The sequence below is a fragment of the Streptomyces huiliensis genome (assembly GCF_020037025.1).
GTDB classification, from domain to species: domain Bacteria; phylum Actinomycetota; class Actinomycetes; order Streptomycetales; family Streptomycetaceae; genus Streptomyces; species Streptomyces huiliensis.
In genome coordinates this window covers 1-17,353 of the sequence record NZ_JAIQLH010000254.1, presented here as the reverse complement: position 1 = coordinate 17,353, position 17,353 = coordinate 1, and the positions used below count along the sequence as shown (strand labels likewise).

The following is a 17,353-nucleotide window of genomic DNA, read 5'->3' as shown; positions in this document are numbered from 1 at the left end:
CCCCAGGAAACGGCGAAGTGGGGGTGCCCCCTCTGGGGGAGGGACCGGGGCCCCCTCAACCCCCCGCCCCCAACACCGGCAGCAACCGCGGCAGATGCCCATCCGAAGCAGCCGCAGCCCGCATCCGCTCCTCCGGCACCACCCCATAAAGCGTCGTACGCGCCCGAGCCGGCCGCCCAGCCGCCTCGGCGATCCCGACGAGGTCGCGCACCGAGCGGTAAGAGCCGTACGACGATCCCGCCATCCGGGAGATGGTCTCCTCCATCAGCGTGCCACCCAGATCATTGGCACCCGATCGCAGCATCTCGGCGGCACCGTCCGCCCCCAGCTTCACCCAGCTCGTCTGGATGTTGGTGATGTGCGGATGGAGCAGCACCCGGGCCATCGCGGTCACCGCCCGGTTGTCCCGCATGGTCGGGCCGGGGCGGGCGATGCCGGCGAGGTAGACGGGAGCGTTGGTGTGGATGAAGGGGAGGGTCACGAACTCCGTGAAGCCGCCGGTCTCCTTCTGGATCTCCACCAGCTTCCGGAAGTGGCCGAGCCAGTGCCGGGGCTGGTCCACGTGCCCGTACATCATCGTGGAGGAGCTGCGGATGCCGAGGGAGTGGGCGGTGGTGACGACCTCCACCCAGTCCTTCGTCGGCAGCTTGCCCTTGGTGAGCACCCAGCGGACCTCGTCGTCGAGGATCTCGGCGGCCGTGCCGGGGATGCTGTCGAGCCCGGCCTCCTTCGCCGCGGCGAGCCAGTCGCGGATCGAAAGCCCGGTGCGGGAGGCGCCGTTGACGACCTCCATGGGCGAGAAGGCGTGCACGTGCATCCCCGGCACCCGCTCCTTCACCGCCCGCGCGATGTCGAAGTAGGCGGTGCCCGGCAGGTCGGGGTGGATGCCGCCCTGCATGCAGACCTCGACGGCGCCGACCTCCCACGCCTGCTGGGCCCGGTCGGCGACCTGGTCCAGCGACAGCGTGTAGGCGTCGGCGTCCGTGCGGCGCTGCGCGAAGGCGCAGAAGCGGCAGCCGGTGTAGCAGACGTTGGTGAAGTTGATGTTGCGGGTGACGATGTACGTGACGTCGTCGCCGACCGTCGCCCGCCGCAGGTCGTCGGCGATGCCGCAGAGGGCGTCCAGGGCCGGGCCGTCGGCGTGCAGGAGCGCGAGCGCCTCGGCGTCCGTCAGGCGCGTCGGGTCGTCCGCGGCCTGCCGCAGCGCCGCCCGCACGTCGCCGTCCAGCCGCTCGGGGGCCATGCCGGGGGCCGCCGCCTCGCGGAGCGCCTCCCAGTCGCCGTACACCTCGTCGAAGTCGGCCCGCCGGTCGCCGGTGCGGCCCTCGCTGTCGATGGTGCGGTGGAGGTCGGTGCGGCCGGTGGGGACGAACACCTCCTCCGGCTCCTGCCAGGGCCGCCCCTCCACGACGGCGTCCTCGCGCGCCAGCCCGGTCTCCGGGTCGGCCAGCGCGCGGACGTGCGGGAGGATGCGCGGATCCAGCCACGGCTCGCCGCGCTGGATGAACTCCGGATAGACGGCGAGACGTTCCTTCAGCTCGAAGCCCTCGGCGGCGGACCGCGCGGCGAGCTCCTCGATCTGCGGCCAGGGCCGCTCGGGGTTGACGTGGTCCGGGGTGAGCGGCGAGACGCCGCCCCAGTCGTCGACGCCCGCCCGGATGAGCCGGCCGAACTCCTCGTCCACCAGGTTCGGCGGCGCCTGGAGGCAGGCGGACGGGCCCATGATGTGCCGGGCGACGGCCACCGTGGCGACCAGGTCGTCCAGCTCGGCGTCGGGCATGCCGCGCATCGCCGTGTCCGGCTTGGCGCGGAAGTTCTGCAGGATCAGCTCCTGGATGCCGTGGTACGCCCGGGACACGCGGCGCAGCGCGAACAGCGACTCGGCGCGCTCCTCCGCCGTCTCCCCGATCCCGAGCAGCAGCCCGCTGGTCAGCGGCACGGAGCTGCGGCCCGCGTCCTCCAGGTGGCGCAGCCGGACGGCGGGCTCCTTGTCCGGCGACCCGTGGTGCGGCCCGCCGGGCTCGCTCCACAGCCGCTCGGCCGTCGTCTCCAGCATCAGGCCCATGGACGGCGAGACGGGCTTGAGCCGCTGGAAGTCCGTCCAGGACATGACGCCCGGGTTGAGGTGGGGCAGCAGCCCGGTCTCCTCCAGGATGCGGATGGAGATCGCCCGGACGTAGGCCAGGGTGTCGTCGTAGCCGTGCGCGTCCAGCCACTCGCGCGCCTCGGGCCAGCGGTCCTCGGGCTTGTCCCCGAGGGTGATCAGGGCTTCCTTGCAGCCCATCGCGGCACCCCGGCGGGCGACGGCCAGCACCTCGTCCGGGGACATGAACATCCCCTCGCCCGCCCGGCGCAGCTTGCCGGGAACGGTCGCGAAGGTGCAGTAGTGGCAGCGGTCGCGGCAGAGGCGGGTGAGGGGGATGAAGACGCTCTTGGAGTACGTGATGACGCCCGGCCGGCCCGCGGCCTCCAGACCGGCGTCCCGGACGCGCGCGGCCGAGGCGCAGAGGTCCTCCAGGTCGTCCCCGCGCGCCTGGAGCAGCACCGTCGCCTCGGTGACGTCCAGCGCGACACCGTCCCGGGCCCGTTTGAGCGCGCGTCGCATCGCGTTCGCGGTCGGCGGTGGCGAGACGGGCCGTGGTGCGCTCGAAGTCATTCCCCGAGCATACGAGGGCAAAGCGGTGATGCCAGGGGGCATTCCGCCAGGGTTTTTGTGCCGATGCTCACGGTGTGTCAGGCGGAGGTTCGCCCCGGCCCCACCCTTTCACCGTTTCTTGCGGGGGAAGGCCCCGCACCCCCGAAACCGCGCTTCGCGCGGTTGTCCTCAAACGCCGGACGGGCTGAAGTGCGCGCCCAAGGCGGCACTATCCAGCCCGTCCGGCGTTTGAGGACGAGCGGCGAAGCCGCGATCAGGGGGTCTGGGGGGCTCGCCCCCAGGAAACGGCGAAAGGGCGGGCCAGGGGCACCCACCCCTCACAGAAACTCCGCATGCGCGTCCAGCGCCCGAAGCACCTCCCCCTCCCCCGCCGCCGGCAACCCCACCACGACCTCCTCGATGCCCAGGTCGGCCAGATGCGCGAGCTTGCCCGCCGAGGGATGAACGGCGTACGGCACCACGGCCGGTTCGCCCGGCCGCCCCGCGTCCGCCCACGCCTGCCGCAGCCGGGGCAGCGCCTCGCGCAGCCCGCCGCCGCCGATGGGCAGCCAGCCGTCCGCGTACTCCGCGACGGCGGCGAACAGCGACGGCCCGGCGGCCCCGCCGATCAGCGTGCGGGGCCCGGTGAGCGGCGGCGCGCCGACCCGCTGCCGCGGGGGCTGCACCGGCTTCGGGTACGCCCAGCTGGCCCGCACCGACGCGAACTCGCCCTCGTACGCCGTCGGTTCCTCCTCCCACAGCGCCCGCATCAGCGCCATCCGGTCCCGGACCAGCCGGCGCCGCTCCGCCCACTCGACGCCGTGGTCGGCGGCCTCCTCGACGTTCCACCCGTAGCCGACGCCGAGGGTGAACCGGCCGCCGCTCAGGTGGTCCAGGGTGGCGGCCTGCTTGGCGAGGACGACGGGGTCGTGCTGGGCGACGAGGGCGACGCCCGTCCCGACGGTGATCCGGTGGGTGACGGCGGCGGCCTGGGCCAGCGCGACGAACGGGTCGAACGCCCGGCCGTACTCGCGGGGCAGCGGGTCGCCCATCGGCGCGGGCGTCTTCCGCTCGACCGGGATGTGGGTGTGCTGGGGCAGGTAGAGACCCGAGAAGCCGCGCTGTTCGAGCTCTCGGGCGAGCCGGACCGGGGTGATCGTCTCGTCCGTGAGGAAGACCGTGGTCGCGATCCGCATGCGGGGGAACCTCCGTCTGTCGCCTGTACCCACGGTAATCCCTGCGGGCCCGCCCGTGACCCATGTCGAACGGGCGACACACGACCGTCATCCGCCGTACGCCGCACCACCCGTTCCGCCGGACGCGCGGGTGGCGTAGAACAAGCGGCACAGGCACGGCACAGGACGGAACGGGACAGGACGGCGACGGCGCGGAGGTCCGGGTGGAGCGGCGGATGGATCGAAGAGGTGTCCTGAAACTGACGGCTGTCGCGGGAGCGGCGGGAGCCCTTACGCTCGACGGTGTGACGTTCGCTCACGCCGCCGGCTCATCGGGGCACGGCGGCAGCGGCACGACGGAGACGCGCAAGGTGACCGGCAGCCTGCCGGCCGGCGCGCCCGACTTCGTCCACCTCCCCGTGGAAGTGCCGCGCGGCGTCCGTGAGATCGCGATCTCGTACACCTACGACCGGCCGCCCGTCCCGCCCGGTGTGCCGGGCAACGCCTGCGACATCGGGATCTTCGACGAGCGCGGCACCGGCCCCGACGGCTTCCGGGGCTGGTCGGGCGGCGCCCGCACGGAGTTCTCGATCAGCGCCGAACGGGCCACCCCCGGCTATCTGCCCGGTCCCGTCCGGCCCGGCACCTGGCACGTCGTCCTCGGCCCGTACACGGTGGCGCCGCAGGGGCTGGCGTACGAGGTGACCGTGACCCTCCGGTACGGCCCGCCGGGCACCACGCCGAAGCCCGTGTACCCGCCGCGGCGGGCGAAGGGCCGCGGCCGGGCCTGGTACCGGGGCGACGGCCACCTGCACAGCGTCCACTCGGACGGCCTCCGCACCCCGGCCGACATCGCGGCGGCGGCGCGCGCCGCCGGGCTCGACTGGATCGTCACCACCGAGCACAACACCACCTCGGGCCACGCCGCCTGGCAGGGCCTGTGGGGCGACGACCTGCTGATCCTCGCCGGCGAGGAGGTCACCACCCGGAACGGGCACGTGCTGGCCCTGGGCACCGATCCCGGCACCTTCGTCGACTGGCGCCACCGCGCCCGGGACGGCGTCTTCGGCCGGCACGCCCGGGCGATCCGGCGCGCCGGCGGCCTGGTCGTCCCGGCCCACCCGTACGGCACGTGCGTCGGCTGCTCCTGGAAGTTCGGCTACGAGCACGCGGACGCCGTCGAGGTGTGGAACGGCCGGTTCACGCCGGACGACGAGATGGCCGTCGCCACCTGGGACGCCATGCTCGCCGACGCCGCCCGCGAAGGCGGCCGCTGGCTGCCCGCCATGGGCAACAGCGACGCCCACCGCGAGCCGGACCCCGTCGGCCTCCCGCAGACGGTCGTCCTGGCCGACGACCTGTCCCACGACGCCGTCCTGGCGGGCCTCCGCGCCGGCCGCAGCTGGATCGCCGAGTCCCGGGCGGTCGGCCTGTCCTTCGCCGCCACGACCGGCTCCGGCGCCCACGCGGGCATCGGGGAGCGGCTGCCGGCCGGCCCCGGGGCGGAGGTGGCGGTCCGACTGAAGGCGACCGGCGCGCCGGCGGGCTGCACGGCGGCGTTCGTGACCGACCAGGGCACGGTGCTGTCCGTCCCGCTGCCCCCCGACGGCCGGGTGGAGTGGCGTACGGCGCCGGGTCGTTCGGCGTACGTACGGGCGGAGGTCCGCCGTCCGGCCACGGTCCCGGGGCTGCCGGGGGCGATGGTGGCGATGACGAATCCGGTGTTTCTGGGGCGAGTTGAGCAGTGAGGGACCGCGGGGAGGTGGGGACCGTTCACTGCCGTGACAGGGAGTGGTCAACTCCGCAAATGATCAGCGGTGTTCAGCGGTAGTCGCCGTCTGCACCCCTCACACCCGTCCCACGAGTCAAGCGGAATCCCACCCGCATCCCTCGGCCGGGCGAGCGCAGCGTGTTAGCGTGCACGCCACGTCAAGCAGGCGGCGTCGTTCACCTTTCCCGGAAGAGGCGGCTCCGTGCCGTGCTACGAAGGGGGAATCGGTGAACGGCGACCCGTTCGCGGACTTGAACCAGGTCCGGGACCACATCCTGGGCATCCAGCGGCTGATGTCGGACATGCGGGAGCGCGTCCCTCGGGAGGCCACCGGCAGTGATCCGCAGGGCGCCGTCACCGTACGGCTCGCCGCCGACGGACTGCCCGAGCGCGTCACCCTCGCCACGGACTGGCAGCGGCGGCAGACGCCCGACGCGCTGACCTCGGCCATCACCGCGGCCTATGAATCCGCCCTGCGGGAGCGGATGGAGGGCTGGTCTCGGCAGTTGGAGGAGACGGACTGGGAGCGCCGGGCGGAACGGCTGGACGCCACCTCGCCGTTCACCGCCGGCGGCCCCGGGTCGGCGGCGGACGCCGGGGCTCCGTCGCCCGCCGCTCCGTCGCCCGCCGCTCCGTCACCCGAGGCGCCATCGCCCGCGGCGCCATCGCCCGCGGCGCCATCGCCCGCGGCGCCGGAACTCGACCTCCGGCACGTCCTCCCGCGCCGCCTCGACGAGGTGGCCGAGGAGATGCTGTCCCTCTTCGACCTGGACGCGATCGCCGGGCCCGCCGCGGCCGAACCCGAGGCGTTCACCGGCAAGTCCGCCGGCGGGAAGGTGGCCGTCACCGTGGCCCGGGGATCGATGGTCTCCTGCGCCGTGGACGCCGCGTGGGCGGACGGCCGGTCCGCCGTGCGGCTGAACGAGGCACTCGCCGAGGCCCTCGCCGACGCCCGCGACCGCCTCGCCGCCGGCTCCTCCAAGGGCCCCTCGGCACCGCAGTTGGACGGCCTGTTCAAGGAGGCCATGGCGATCCTCGCCGATCCCGCGCGGTTCGCCGACTGATCAGCCGGACGACTCGGCGACCGAACGACCGAACACCACCGGAGGCACCAGCCCATGGCCGACCCCGATCTCAAGGTCATCACCGACGGCATCCGCACCGACGCCCGGATGTGGGACGCGCAGAGCACCCTGCTCGGCGGCATCCACAACACCGTGGAGGGCCTGCGCATGACGCGCCTGGAGGCCGGCCTGTTCCAGGTCCTCCTGTCGGCCTACACGGACGCGGTGAACCAGATCTCCTCCCGGACCTCCGAGGGCCGCGACCGGACGAAGGAGGTCGCGGACACGCTGGTGGTCAACGCCCGCGCGTACGAGGACCACGAGGTGGACACCACGAAGAGCGTCGAGAAGGCGTACTGAACGGCCCGGGACACCCGCGGCAGCGCAGCGTGACGCAGCACAGCACACGGCACACGCCACACCAGGGGGAACAGGAACAATGGCATTCAACGCCGCCCAGTACACGGCCACCATCGACAAGCTGAACTCCGGGCTGACCAACCTGACGACGAAGCTCAACCAGGTCGGCCCCAAGGCGGAGTCCACCGCCAACAAGTGGTACGTGCCCGACTTCGTCGGCAAGGCGCTGATCTGGTGCGCCAACAAGCTCATCGAGCTGGGCAAGTGGATCCTGAACAAGATCGGTGAGCTGCTCAAGGGCGCGGCCGTCCCCATCACCGCCTTCAAGGACGCCTGGACCTGGCAGAACGACGTGCGCGGGCACGCCACCGACGTGGCCGGCAACGTCGCCGCCGACGCGCTCCAGGCCCCCAAGCACTGGAAGGGCGACGGCGCGACCGCCTACGCCGCGGCCGTGAAGCTCCAGCCCACCGCCGCGACCCAGATCGCGACCAGCGCCGACAAGGTCGCCTCGGCGCTCACCTTCAGCGCCGTCGCGGGCCTCGCCTTCTACGTGGCCCTCGGTGTCATCCTGGTCAAGTTCATCGCCGCCATCGTCGCGGCCATCGCCGCCTTCGGGTCGGTGGTGTTCTCGTGGGCCGGCGCGGCCATCGTCGTGGAGGAGGCCGGCGTCAACACCGCTCTCGTCATCACCGCCGTCACCACGCTCGTCGCCGCGCTCGGCACCCAGGCCCAGCAGATGACGGTCGTGGAGGGCGAGGCGAAGGACAACCGGGCGTTCCCCGGCGGACACTGGCCCGTGTCCACCGCCTGAGCGACGCCGTCTCCGGGGTGGCACGACAGGAGGCACATCACCCATGCACCTTCCCCGCCTGGCCCTGTGGTGCGGCGCGGCCGTCGCCTTCGTCCTGGCCGTCCTGGCCTACGCCGGCCGGAGCCTCTGGGCCCTCACCCTCTGCGCCGCCCTCGGGACCGTCCTCGCCGGCACGGCGGAGGCGTACGCGGACCGGCGCCGGCGGCGCGACTGGTACACCCGGACCTTCGCCTCCTTCAACGAACTGCGCGCCGCCGTCGACGCCCCCGCCCTGCGCAGGATCCGCGACGAGCGGGGCGTGCCGGCGGCGGTGCGGGAGCTGCGGAGCACGTACCCGTCGCTGCCGCTGGCGGAGGCGGCGCGGCTGGTCAAGGCGCTCTGACGACGCCGGGTTCAGCTGACGACGCCGTGTTCAGGAGGACCGCCGGACGCGTGTGCCGCGCGAGAGATGCACGAAGCGGCGCAGCCACAGCACAGCCAGGGCCACCGGCAGGGCGACGGCGGGCACGACCCAGGGCAGCACGCCGAACGCCGCCAGGGCGCAGCAGGCGGGGAGGACCAGGAGGAGGAGCGGGAGGACGGGGAAGGCCGAGAAAAGCGCGGCCTGGGCGCGGGGGGACCGGGTGTGGTCGAACATGGCGTTTTCCTTACTGCTGTTGTGCTGCCGTTGTGCTGCCGAGATCGTCTGAGGTCGTCTGACGTCGCCTTCCGGTGACCGCGTCGCTCATCCGCCCACCCCTCGCCGCCGGGCCGCGTCGAGGTAGGCGGAGAGGTCGCGCCAGTCGTCCGCCGGCGCGTCCGGGGCACCGGACAGGGCGGCGGGGTCCTCGTCCCACGCCTGCCGCACCCCTGCCGACACCTCCCGGTCGCCGCCGGTGAACAGGGCGCTCAGCTCGTCCATCCGGGCCACCAGTCGCCCGACTCGGGGGTCGACGGGCGGCACGCCGTCCGTACGGAGCCGGTCCGCCCGGCGGTAGAGCTCGGGCCACTCCACCTCCAGCAGGTAGTGCGCGACGGGCCCGAGCGCGGCGCCGCGTTCGCGCAGCACGCCGATGCCGTCGGCGCCCAGGTGACGGCGGAGCACCCGCTCCCCGTGAACGGTGACGCCGCTCGTCGCCCGGAGGGCGTCGAGCAGCGGGGCGACGGGCGGGGACGGGGGCGGGGGTGAGGACGAGGACGGGTTATCGGCCGTCTCCGGCACGTCCGGCACGTCCGGCACGCCCGGCACGCCCGGCGCGTCCGGTGCCTCCAGCGCGTCCCGCAGCCGGAGGAGCCGCTGCCGCAGGGTGCCGAGCCGGGCGAGCGACGCCTCCACCTCGGCCAGGTGGTCGCGGACGACGCGGGCGGGGTCGACGCCGGAGTCGAGGCAGAGGCCGATGGTCTCCAGGCCGAGCCCGAGGCCGCGCAGCGCGAGCACCTGGTACAGGCGGACGACGTCGGCCTCCGTGTACTCCCGGTGCCCGCCGGCGGTGCGCCGGGACGGGCGGAGCAGCCCGATGTCGTCCCAGTGGTGCAGGGTGCGCACGGTCAGCCCGCCGGCCTCGGCCAGCGGACCCACGCGCCAGGTCGTGGAAGCGGTCATGGCACCACCCTGCATCCTCACGCGGCGTGAGGTTCAAGTCGTGCCGCCGGAGACGCGCCCCGCCCTCCGCCGGAGCCCCTCCCGAACGGGCGAGCCGAGCGCCTCGCGGGCCCGGCGGATCCGCCGATCGGCAGATGGTGGGGCGGCCCCGCCGCCGGAAGAGTGGTGATCACCAGCGAACGGGGTCGAGGCGAGGGGAGTCCACCATGTGGGGCGACAGGGGACGCGGGAACGGCGAAGGGCCCTCCGGCCGGCGGCGCCGGACGGTGGCCGCGGCGCTCGCGGTGGCCGCCACGTGCGCCGCCGTGGCCGGCCTCGGTCCGACGGCCTCGGCGTCGGGCTCCCAGGGAGCCGGGGCCACGGCTCACGCGAGCAAGCCAAGCAAGCCGAGCAAGCCGGGTGGGCCGAACGAGCCGGGCGGGCCCGGAAAGCCGGCCGCGACGGCCCGGGTGACCGGATCCGCGCGCCTCGACTTCGCGTACGCGCCCCGGGACGTCATCCGCTTCACGGTCGACGCGCGGGCCGTACCGTTCAGCCGCCCGCTGCCCGGCCCCCACCTCGAGCACGGTCTGCCGACCGACGCGCGGGGCACGGTCGTCTGGTCGCACTGGGTGGCCGCCACCCACGAGACCCGACGGGCCGAGGCGGCCGTGGACTGCCTGGTGACGGCCGGGGACACGGCGACGTTCACCGCGACCGTCACCAAGTCCGCGGACCCCGAGGACATCGGCAGGCGGTACGGGTTCAGCGCGCGGACCGGCGGGCCGGGCCGGGGCCGGTTCGGGTTCAGCTGGGCCGTCGGCAACCTGGACGTGGTCAAGGGCGTCCCCATCGAGGCGCGCGTCGGCACCTGCATGGCCCCCGCGCCGTTCGCCCCGCTGAAGTCGGGCGGCCTCACCGTCCGCCACGCCGACCTGCCGCCGCTGCCCGCCGCGCGGGAGCGCGGCTGACGACCGCCGGGCGGCCGCCGGTTCCGTACCCCGTGAAGCGACGGGCCGGGCGGCCACCCGGCCGGAAGGCGCGGGGCCCGGGGCTCGGGAGGGGGAGCCCCGGCCCCCGCGCGGACCGTTCCCGTCCGCAACGCCGACGGACGCCTCGACGACGGACGCCGCCCCCGTACCGGCCCTCCCCTCCACCGAAACCGCGTCACCCGTCCGGCCCCCACCGTTCGCCACCCGCCGCCGCCCCCGCCTACGTTCGAGACGGCGGGCGGCGCGCCTGTCCCGAGGAACCGAGGAGAGCGCCATGGCCGGTCTTGTGCGGAAGAGCTTCGACGCCCCGGAGGAGGTCCGTCCGTTCGAGGGCGGCAAGGGGCGGATGGAGCTGGTGAGCCTGGGCACCGGGCCGGTGGGTCGGGGCACGTTCGAACCGGGCTGGCGGTGGTCCTCGCACGTCAAGCCGATCGCCGGCACCGACAGCTGCCAGGCCGCGCACACGGCGTACGTCGCCTCGGGCCGCATCCGGGTCGTGATGGACGACGGCCAGGAGGAGGAGTTCGGCCCCGGCGACGTCATGTCCTGCCCGCCCGGCCACGACGCCTGGGTGGTGGGCGACGAGCCGTGCGTGATGCTCGACTGGCAGGGGGTCGCGGACTACGCGAAGCGGTGACGCCGTCCGCGCCGCCGAACCGTACCGGCGGACGCCTGTGGCGGTCATCCCCGCCGTACCAGCGGACGCCCGTGGCGGTCATGTCGGCCATACCGGCGGCACCGGCCATACCGGCGGACGCCCCTGCCCGGTGACACCGGCCCTCGTCTGCCGCCCCCGTGACGGGGGGTAACCACCCGCCGTCCTGCCCCGCAGGCAAGCGCACTGGCCCCATACGCCCCACCCTTCCCGGTACGCACACCGCTGCGACTCTCGTCACCCTCCGGCCCCCGCACCCTGGAGCATCCGACGGCGACATCCGGCCGTTCCGCGCGGTCCGCGAACACCCCCGGGACCGCCCCGCGCCCCGGACCACCGCACGCCCGGACCCCGAGCGGCACCGGCACGGCGGCACTCACCGAGCCCCGCCCGAGCCCGCGACCCCCGTTCCCGGAAGGGGAGTTGAGGAGCCCGTCCCCCCGCATCTCCCTGTTCACGTCGCTGCCGGCGCCCGCCCCACCCTCCGTACGGCCCGCCCGGCGAGCGGCCGCGCCGCGGACGCCGCGCCTCCGCCGGAACGCCGCGCCGGCCGTCCCGTCCCCCGGCGGCGGCCCGTTCACAGCCTTTGAAGGCCCTGTGGAGAGGGCCGGACCGGTGCTGACGCCGGGGCCCCGGACAGGGCAGACTGACCGGTGCCACCGAGCAGGACGAGCAGGGGGTCACGATGGCCGGCGACACAGAGCACGGACAGCGACTGCGCTTCGCCGTGCTCGGGCCCGTCCGCGCCTGGCGCGGCGGCGAGGAACTGCGCACCGGTTCGCCCCAGCAACGGGCCCTGCTCGCCGCGCTGCTGCTGCGCGGCGGCCGCACGGCGACGGCCGCGGAGCTCGTGGACGCGCTGTGGGGCGACGACCCCCCGCACGCGGCGCTCGCCGCGCTGCGCACCTACGCGTCCCGGCTGCGCAAGGCGTTCGGCCCGGACGCGGACGTCCTGGCCAGCGAGGCGGGCGGGTACGCGCTCCGGGCCGGCGTCGGCTGCCTGGACATCGACTCCGCCGAACGCCTCGCCGCCGAGGCCGAGAAGGCCCGCGCGGCGGGCAACGGCACCCGGGCCCGCGCCCTGATCACCGAGGCCCTGGCCGTCTGGGACGGCGAGCCGCTCGCCCACGTCCCCGGCCCGTACGCCGACACCCAGCGCGCCCGCCTGGAGGAGTGGCGGCTCGGCCTGGTGGAGACCCGCCTCGACCTGGACCTGGAGCTCGGCCACCACGCGGAGGCGGTCTCCGAGCTGACCGCGCTCACCGCCGCGCACCCGCTGCGCGAGCGGCTGCGCGAACTGCTGATGCTCGCCCTGTACCGCAGCGGCCGGCAGGCCGAGGCGCTCGCCGTGTACACCGACACCCGGCGGCTGCTGGACGAGGAACTGGGCGTCGAGCCCTGCGCCGAGCTCTCCGAGCTCCAGCAGCGCATCCTCCGCGGCGACGCGGACCTCGCGCCGCACCCCGCCGGAGACCGCGCCGGCACCGGCCCGGCGTTCGTCCGTCCCGCCCAACTCCCGGCCACGGTACCTGACTTCACCGGCCGGGACGCGTTCGTCCAGGAACTCAGCCACCAGCTGGCGACCGCCGAGGGCCGGGTGATGGCGGTGTCCGCGGTGGCCGGCATCGGCGGCGTCGGAAAGACGACGCTCGCCGTGCACGTCGCGCACGCGGCCCGCGAGCACTTCCCCGACGGCCAGCTGTACGTCGACCTCCAGGGCACCGGCCCGGTCGTCGCCGAACCCGAGGCCGTCCTCGGCGCCTTCCTGCGCGCGCTCGGCGTCACCGACTCGGCGATACCCGAGGGCCTCCAGGAGCGCTCCGCCCTCTTCCGCTCCACCCTCGACGGCCGCCGCGTCCTCGCACTGCTCGACAACGCCCGCGACGCCGCCCAGGTCCGCCCGCTGCTCCCGGGCACGGAGGGCTGCGCCGCCCTCGTCACCAGCCGCACCCGCATGGTCGACCTCGCCGGCGCGCACCTCGTGGACCTGGACGTGATGAGCCCCGAGGAGGCCCTCGTCCTGTTCACCCGCATCGTCGGCACCGAACGGGTCGCCGCCGAGCGGGACGCGGCCATGGACGTCGTCGCCGCCTGCGGCTTCCTGCCGCTCGCCATCCGCATCGCGGCGTCCCGCCTCGCCGCCCGCCGCACCTGGACGGTCTCCGTCCTCGCCCGCAAGCTCGGCGACGAACGCCGCCGCTTGGACGAACTTCGCGCCGGCGACCTCGCCGTCAAGGCCACCTTCGAACTCGGCTACGGCCAGCTCGAACCCGCCCAGGCCCGCGCCTTCCGCCTGCTCGGCCTCCCCGACGGCCCGGACATCTCCCTCCCGGCCGCCGCGGCCGTCCTCGACCTCGACGCCGACACCACCGAGGAACTCCTCGAAACCCTCGTCGACGCCTCCCTCCTCGAATCCGCCGCCCCCGGCCGCTACCGCTTCCACGACCTCCTCCGCCTCTACGCCCGCTCCTGCGCCGAACGCGACGAACAACCCCCGGCGGAACGCGAGGCGGCCATGTCCCGCCTCCTCGACTTCTACCTGTCGACGGCAGCGGGCGTGTACGTCCTGGAGCGGCCCGGGGACCGGCTGCTGAAGAACATCACGCCGACCGCCCATCCGGGTTTACCGTTCACCGACCGCACCGCCGGCGCCGACTGGCTCTACGCGGAAGCCCCCTGCCTGCTGGCCTGCGTCCGGCAGCACGCCCAGGACACGGGCGAGCCGCTGCGCAAGGCCGTGGACCTGCTGCTCGCGACCAACGATCTCACGGAGTCCGGCGCGTACTCGCGTCTGTACGCGAACGCGGCGGAGGACATGCTGGCCGCCGCGCAGGCGGCGGGGGACTCGCGGGCGGAGGGACGTGCGCGGACGGTGCTCGCCAACGTCCACAGCCTCTCCGGCCGGTTCCCCCAGGCCGACCAGCAGGCCGCCGAGGCACTCCGGCTGGCACGGGAGAGCGGCGACGTCCTCCCACAGTGCATCGCGGCGAACATCCGCGCCATCGTGGCCATTTACCAGCAGCGCTACGAGGACGCGGAGACGTACTGCGAGCAGGCCCTGGCCTCGTTCCGGGCGGACGGCAACCGGCCCGGTGAGGTCAGCGCCCTCAGCAACCTCTCGCGCGTCCACGGCGAGACCGGGCGCGCGGAGACGGCAGTCCGCCTCTCGGAGCAGAGCCTCGCCATCTACCGCGAACTCCAGGTGTCGTGGCGACTGGCCAACGGCCACTACGCCTACGGGATGGCGCTGCGCGCCGCGCAGCGGCACGAGGACGCCCTGGCGCAGTTCGTCGAGGCGCTGTCCATCTTCCGGCAGAACAGGCAGCGGATGTGGGAGGGGTGGAGCCTCGCGCGGATGGCGGAGGCGTTCCATTCCCTGGGCGACCACGCCAGCGGCGCCGCCCACGCCGAACAGGCCCTCGTCCGGTTGCGGGGCATCAGCGGCGAGTGGCGCCGGGGAGGCATCCTGACCGTGCTCGGCCACTGCCTCGACCGTCTCGGCCAGCGCGGCCGCGCGCAGGCATGCTGGGCGGACGCCCTGCGGACGTTCGAGCAGTTGGGCAACGCGGGCGAGGCCGCAGAGGTGCGCCGGCTGCTGGAGATGGCGCACACCTGACCCGGAGCACGGGGCAAAGGCGTCATGTGCACGTTCATCGATCGTTTATCGCCAGGTGTCACTCTCAGGGTTATCGATCCGTCGCGTCGGGGGGCAGGCGGGTCGCGGTGATGCATCGCCCACCGGGGTGCCCGATCCCGGTGTGCCCGTCCGGCGGCCCTCGGGGGAGTCGCCGGACGGGTTTCTCCACCCCGTCGTATCGCACGACTCGCACCGTCCCACAGAGGTGAACGACCATGAGCGAAGAGAACAAGCTCGATCCCATGCTGCCCGGTGTCCAGGACGGCCAGGTGGTGAGCGCCATACCGGGTGCCGCCACCGTGCCGGGCAAGCCCAAGGCCAAGAAGCTGGGCGACACTCCCACGGGCCCTGACGACCACCACGCGGGCTCCGAGCCGGTCTGAGCACGGACCGGCTGAACGGTTCGACGGTGGACGGGCGTCTCTGACAGGTCAGGATCCCGTCCACCGATCACGGCGGAACCCCAAGGCGCGGGGGAACAGGGGGCTTCGCCGAATGTTCGACAGCTCGGGGCCGGCAGCGGCGACACGGAGGGGGAGTCGCCGATGCCGGCCCTGTCCATGCCTACGGGCGGCCGGGACGAGGCCGGGATGTCGGCGCGTCCGGACACGGCCGTGCCGCGGGAAGCACCACAACCCACCTCCGTACCCCGAGCAAGAGGAGCCACCATGGGCACGACCACCGACCGCGCCAAGAAGACGCTCGCGACCCTTGTGATCGCCGGGGCGGCCACGGTCCTCGCGATCGCGCCCGCCGCCGCGGACCTGCACGCCGGAAGCGCACCGGCCCTGCAGAGCGCCGCCGCGTCCCCGCTGGCCGACGTCGCCGACCGCACCAACGGCGCGGACGACCACCACGTGGCATAAGGCGTCTGACGGGCCTTGCGCCCTACTCCTAGGGGCTCCCCGGTGCTTGCCGGCGGAGCCCCTAAGCGTGCGTCTCATTCGCCGTCATCCGCCGGGCGGCAGCCCTGCATGCGGCGCCCCTGGTTCACCTCATACGCCCACGGTCCGCTACACCGGCCGGAAGCCCGCATGGTGATCGTCCCCGACGACCCCCGGCCGCACCCGACCGTCCACCCCACAAGGCCGCACTCCGCCACCCCGCATCGCGTCACCCCCGCTTCGTCGAAGCCGCCGGACCCGGCGCGACGTCGTCGCGCCGGTGGCCGCCCATGCCGAACACACCTGTTGACGACAGGTGGGAACGTGAATGGCAGGGAGACCGGTCCGTTCTTGCTGACCAGTGCCTCCATTCTCGGGGACGGCTCTGACATCGGCCCTGTGCGATGACCTCGTTCGAAGGGTTCTCGGGGTACCGAACAACCTCGCCCGGTCGGTCCATGTCAGAGTGGCCCACCGCGTGCGACGCGGTGGGCCACTCTCCGCTCCGGGAGCCGCCGGGACCGGCGGCGGAGGGTCACCGCCGCGCCTGCCCCGTTCCCTTCGCCGCGTCGAGGGCGTACACGCAGCGGTCCTTGCTGCAGGCGTAGACGACGCCTCCCGATGCCAGTGGGGTGCCGGTGATTTCGCCGCCGGTGGCGAGTTTCCAGCGGAGTTGGCCGCCGGTGGCGTCGAGGGCGTAGAGGCAGTGGTCGGCGGAGCCGAAGTGGACGCGGCCGTCGGCGACGACGGGGGAGCCCACGATGTCGCCGCCGGCGGCGAAGCGCCAGCGGGGGGTGCCGGTGACGGCGTCGAGGGTGTAGAGGGCGCCGCCGCTGCCGAGGTGGACCAGGCCGTTGGAGACGAGGACGGGCTCGGTGGACTGGCGGGCCTCGGTGGCGATGCGCCAGCGCTCGTGGCCGCCGGCGGCGTCGAGGGCGTAGACGGTGCCGAGGTAGTCGGCCGCGTAGACGCCGCCGCTGCCGACGGCGGGCGGGCTGAGGAAGACCGCGGGGGCCTCGAAGCGCCAGCGGACGTCGCCACGGGCGGTGTCGATGGCGAGCAGGCGGGTGCCGGCGGCGACGTAGACGACGCCGTCGGGGGCCGCGTGCAGCCGGACGGGGACGCCGCCGCAGGAGCCGGTGTCGCCGACCGGGTAGCTCCAGCGCTCGGTGCCGGAGCGGGCGTCGAGGGCGCGCAGCCGGGCGTCGGACCAGATGAAGACGGTGCCGTCCTGGACGACCGGGCCGCAGTCGGGGGTCTCGAAGTCGGTCTGGAGGCCGGAGGTCTCCCAGAGGAGTTCGCCGGTGGCCGCCTCCCACGCCTGGGCGCCGCCGCCGCGCGTGCCGGTGACGACCGTGCCGCGGTCGACGCCGAGCGAGTACACCCAGCCGTCGGTGGACAGCCGCCAGCGCTCCGCGCCGTCGGCGGCGTCGAGGGCGTAGAGCGTCGGGCCGTCGGAGGCGTGTATGCGGCCGTCGGCCACGGCCATGGCCCAGGCGACGTCGCGCGTCTTGAACTGCCGCCGGCCGCTGGCCACGTCGAGCGCGTGCACCTCGAAGGAGGTGACGTACACCAGGTCGCCGGCGACGACGGGCGTGCCCCAGACGTCGTTGGACATCCGGAACCGCCAGGGCCGCCAACGGGCGGCATCCACCGTCGCGTTGGGGGCGGGCTCGGGCGCCACCGGGGACGTGGTGCCGCCGCCGGGCGGGCGGACCCAGCCGGTGGCGGTGCCGGCCGCCGAGGGCGCGTACGGCTCGCGGGCGTCGGCGACGCGCGGCCCGGGGCCGATCGGCAGCTGCGCG

The 17,353-nt window shown here is 74.4% G+C and carries 15 protein-coding genes; 10 read left to right on the top strand and 5 right to left on the bottom strand.

Features of this window, described 5'->3' with window-relative positions:
- Positions 1 to 55: 55 nt before the first annotated feature.
- Both JNW98_RS30145 and JNW98_RS30140 read right to left on the bottom strand, forming a co-directional pair.
- Complete coding sequence (locus JNW98_RS30145; RefSeq protein ID WP_223771472.1) at positions 56 to 2,656, bottom strand: bifunctional FO biosynthesis protein CofGH; 2,601 nt, start codon at positions 2,654 to 2,656, stop codon at positions 56 to 58.
- A 317-nt stretch (positions 2,657 to 2,973) separates the two neighbouring features.
- Complete coding sequence (locus tag JNW98_RS30140) at positions 2,974 to 3,831, bottom strand: TIGR03619 family F420-dependent LLM class oxidoreductase (RefSeq protein WP_223771471.1); 858 nt, start codon at positions 3,829 to 3,831, stop codon at positions 2,974 to 2,976.
- Positions 3,832 to 4,046: 215 nt separating this feature from the next.
- On the opposite strand from JNW98_RS30140, the gene JNW98_RS30135 reads away from it, so the two are divergent.
- The 5 genes from JNW98_RS30135 to JNW98_RS30115 all read left to right on the top strand — a co-directional run bounded on the left by JNW98_RS30135 (position 4,047) and on the right by JNW98_RS30115 (position 8,201).
- Positions 4,047 to 5,558: a CehA/McbA family metallohydrolase gene (locus tag JNW98_RS30135; RefSeq protein WP_223771470.1), complete on the top strand. Its 1,512-nt coding sequence runs from the start codon at positions 4,047 to 4,049 to the stop codon at positions 5,556 to 5,558.
- A 250-nt stretch (positions 5,559 to 5,808) separates the two neighbouring features.
- Positions 5,809 to 6,645: a YbaB/EbfC family nucleoid-associated protein gene (locus JNW98_RS30130; protein ID WP_223771469.1), complete on the top strand. Its 837-nt coding sequence runs from the start codon at positions 5,809 to 5,811 to the stop codon at positions 6,643 to 6,645.
- Positions 6,646 to 6,699: 54 nt separating this feature from the next.
- Positions 6,700 to 7,005 carry a hypothetical protein gene (locus JNW98_RS30125; protein WP_223771468.1) on the top strand — a complete coding sequence of 102 codons (306 nt, stop codon included), beginning with the start codon at positions 6,700 to 6,702 and terminating at the stop codon, positions 7,003 to 7,005.
- A 79-nt stretch (positions 7,006 to 7,084) separates the two neighbouring features.
- A complete protein-coding gene (locus JNW98_RS30120; protein ID WP_223771467.1) occupies positions 7,085 to 7,819 on the top strand; it encodes a hypothetical protein in 735 nt (244 codons plus the stop codon).
- A 43-nt stretch (positions 7,820 to 7,862) separates the two neighbouring features.
- Positions 7,863 to 8,201 carry a hypothetical protein gene (locus JNW98_RS30115; protein ID WP_223771466.1) on the top strand — a complete coding sequence of 113 codons (339 nt, stop codon included), beginning with the start codon at positions 7,863 to 7,865 and terminating at the stop codon, positions 8,199 to 8,201.
- A 30-nt stretch (positions 8,202 to 8,231) separates the two neighbouring features.
- Here the strand turns inward: JNW98_RS30115 and JNW98_RS30110 are convergent, their stop codons facing one another.
- Together JNW98_RS30110 and JNW98_RS30105 are read right to left on the bottom strand one after the other, a co-directional pair.
- Positions 8,232 to 8,456 carry a hypothetical protein gene (locus JNW98_RS30110; protein WP_223771465.1) on the bottom strand — a complete coding sequence of 75 codons (225 nt, stop codon included), beginning with the start codon at positions 8,454 to 8,456 and terminating at the stop codon, positions 8,232 to 8,234.
- A gap of 87 nt (positions 8,457 to 8,543) precedes the next feature.
- A complete protein-coding gene (locus tag JNW98_RS30105; RefSeq protein ID WP_223771464.1) occupies positions 8,544 to 9,401 on the bottom strand; it encodes a MerR family transcriptional regulator in 858 nt (285 codons plus the stop codon).
- Positions 9,402 to 9,607: 206 nt separating this feature from the next.
- On the opposite strand from JNW98_RS30105, the gene JNW98_RS30100 reads away from it, so the two are divergent.
- The 5 genes from JNW98_RS30100 to JNW98_RS30080 all read left to right on the top strand — a co-directional run bounded on the left by JNW98_RS30100 (position 9,608) and on the right by JNW98_RS30080 (position 15,530).
- Positions 9,608 to 10,351: a hypothetical protein gene (locus JNW98_RS30100; RefSeq protein WP_223771463.1), complete on the top strand. Its 744-nt coding sequence runs from the start codon at positions 9,608 to 9,610 to the stop codon at positions 10,349 to 10,351.
- Positions 10,352 to 10,646: 295 nt separating this feature from the next.
- Complete coding sequence (locus JNW98_RS30095) at positions 10,647 to 11,009, top strand: cupin domain-containing protein (RefSeq protein ID WP_223771462.1); 363 nt, start codon at positions 10,647 to 10,649, stop codon at positions 11,007 to 11,009.
- Positions 11,010 to 11,712: 703 nt separating this feature from the next.
- Positions 11,713 to 14,643: an SARP-family global regulator AfsR gene (gene afsR, locus JNW98_RS30090; RefSeq protein WP_223771461.1), complete on the top strand. Its 2,931-nt coding sequence runs from the start codon at positions 11,713 to 11,715 to the stop codon at positions 14,641 to 14,643.
- Positions 14,644 to 14,879: 236 nt separating this feature from the next.
- On the top strand, positions 14,880 to 15,047 hold the full coding sequence (locus JNW98_RS30085; protein ID WP_223771460.1) for a hypothetical protein: 168 nt from the start codon (positions 14,880 to 14,882) through the stop codon (positions 15,045 to 15,047).
- 285 nt (positions 15,048 to 15,332) lie between these two features.
- The gene (locus JNW98_RS30080; RefSeq protein ID WP_223771459.1) at positions 15,333 to 15,530 is read left to right on the top strand and encodes a hypothetical protein; all 198 of its coding nucleotides are present in this window, start codon (positions 15,333 to 15,335) and stop codon (positions 15,528 to 15,530) included.
- 553 nt (positions 15,531 to 16,083) lie between these two features.
- Here the strand turns inward: JNW98_RS30080 and JNW98_RS30075 are convergent.
- A partial coding sequence (locus JNW98_RS30075) for an outer membrane protein assembly factor BamB family protein (RefSeq protein ID WP_223771458.1) occupies positions 16,084 to 17,353 on the bottom strand: 1,270 nt, incomplete at its 5' end.

Excerpts from the sequence above, each read along its gene's own strand:
- JNW98_RS30100 (WP_223771463.1), top strand. The coding sequence starts at position 9,608 with ATGTGGGGCGACAGGGGACGCGGGAACGGCGAAGGGCCCTCCGGCCGG.
- JNW98_RS30135 (WP_223771470.1), top strand. The coding sequence starts at position 4,047 with ATGGATCGAAGAGGTGTCCTGAAACTGACGGCTGTCGCGGGAGCGGCG.
- afsR (WP_223771461.1), top strand. The coding sequence starts at position 11,713 with ATGGCCGGCGACACAGAGCACGGACAGCGACTGCGCTTCGCCGTGCTC.
- JNW98_RS30140 (WP_223771471.1), bottom strand. The coding sequence starts at position 3,831 with ATGCGGATCGCGACCACGGTCTTCCTCACGGACGAGACGATCACCCCG.
- JNW98_RS30145 (WP_223771472.1), bottom strand. The coding sequence starts at position 2,656 with ATGACTTCGAGCGCACCACGGCCCGTCTCGCCACCGCCGACCGCGAAC.
- JNW98_RS30085 (WP_223771460.1), top strand. The coding sequence starts at position 14,880 with ATGAGCGAAGAGAACAAGCTCGATCCCATGCTGCCCGGTGTCCAGGAC.
- JNW98_RS30095 (WP_223771462.1), top strand. The coding sequence starts at position 10,647 with ATGGCCGGTCTTGTGCGGAAGAGCTTCGACGCCCCGGAGGAGGTCCGT.
- JNW98_RS30080 (WP_223771459.1), top strand. The coding sequence starts at position 15,333 with ATGGGCACGACCACCGACCGCGCCAAGAAGACGCTCGCGACCCTTGTG.
- JNW98_RS30125 (WP_223771468.1), top strand. The coding sequence starts at position 6,700 with ATGGCCGACCCCGATCTCAAGGTCATCACCGACGGCATCCGCACCGAC.
- JNW98_RS30110 (WP_223771465.1), bottom strand. The coding sequence starts at position 8,456 with ATGTTCGACCACACCCGGTCCCCCCGCGCCCAGGCCGCGCTTTTCTCG.
- JNW98_RS30105 (WP_223771464.1), bottom strand. The coding sequence starts at position 9,401 with ATGACCGCTTCCACGACCTGGCGCGTGGGTCCGCTGGCCGAGGCCGGC.
- JNW98_RS30120 (WP_223771467.1), top strand. The coding sequence starts at position 7,085 with ATGGCATTCAACGCCGCCCAGTACACGGCCACCATCGACAAGCTGAAC.
- JNW98_RS30115 (WP_223771466.1), top strand. The coding sequence starts at position 7,863 with ATGCACCTTCCCCGCCTGGCCCTGTGGTGCGGCGCGGCCGTCGCCTTC.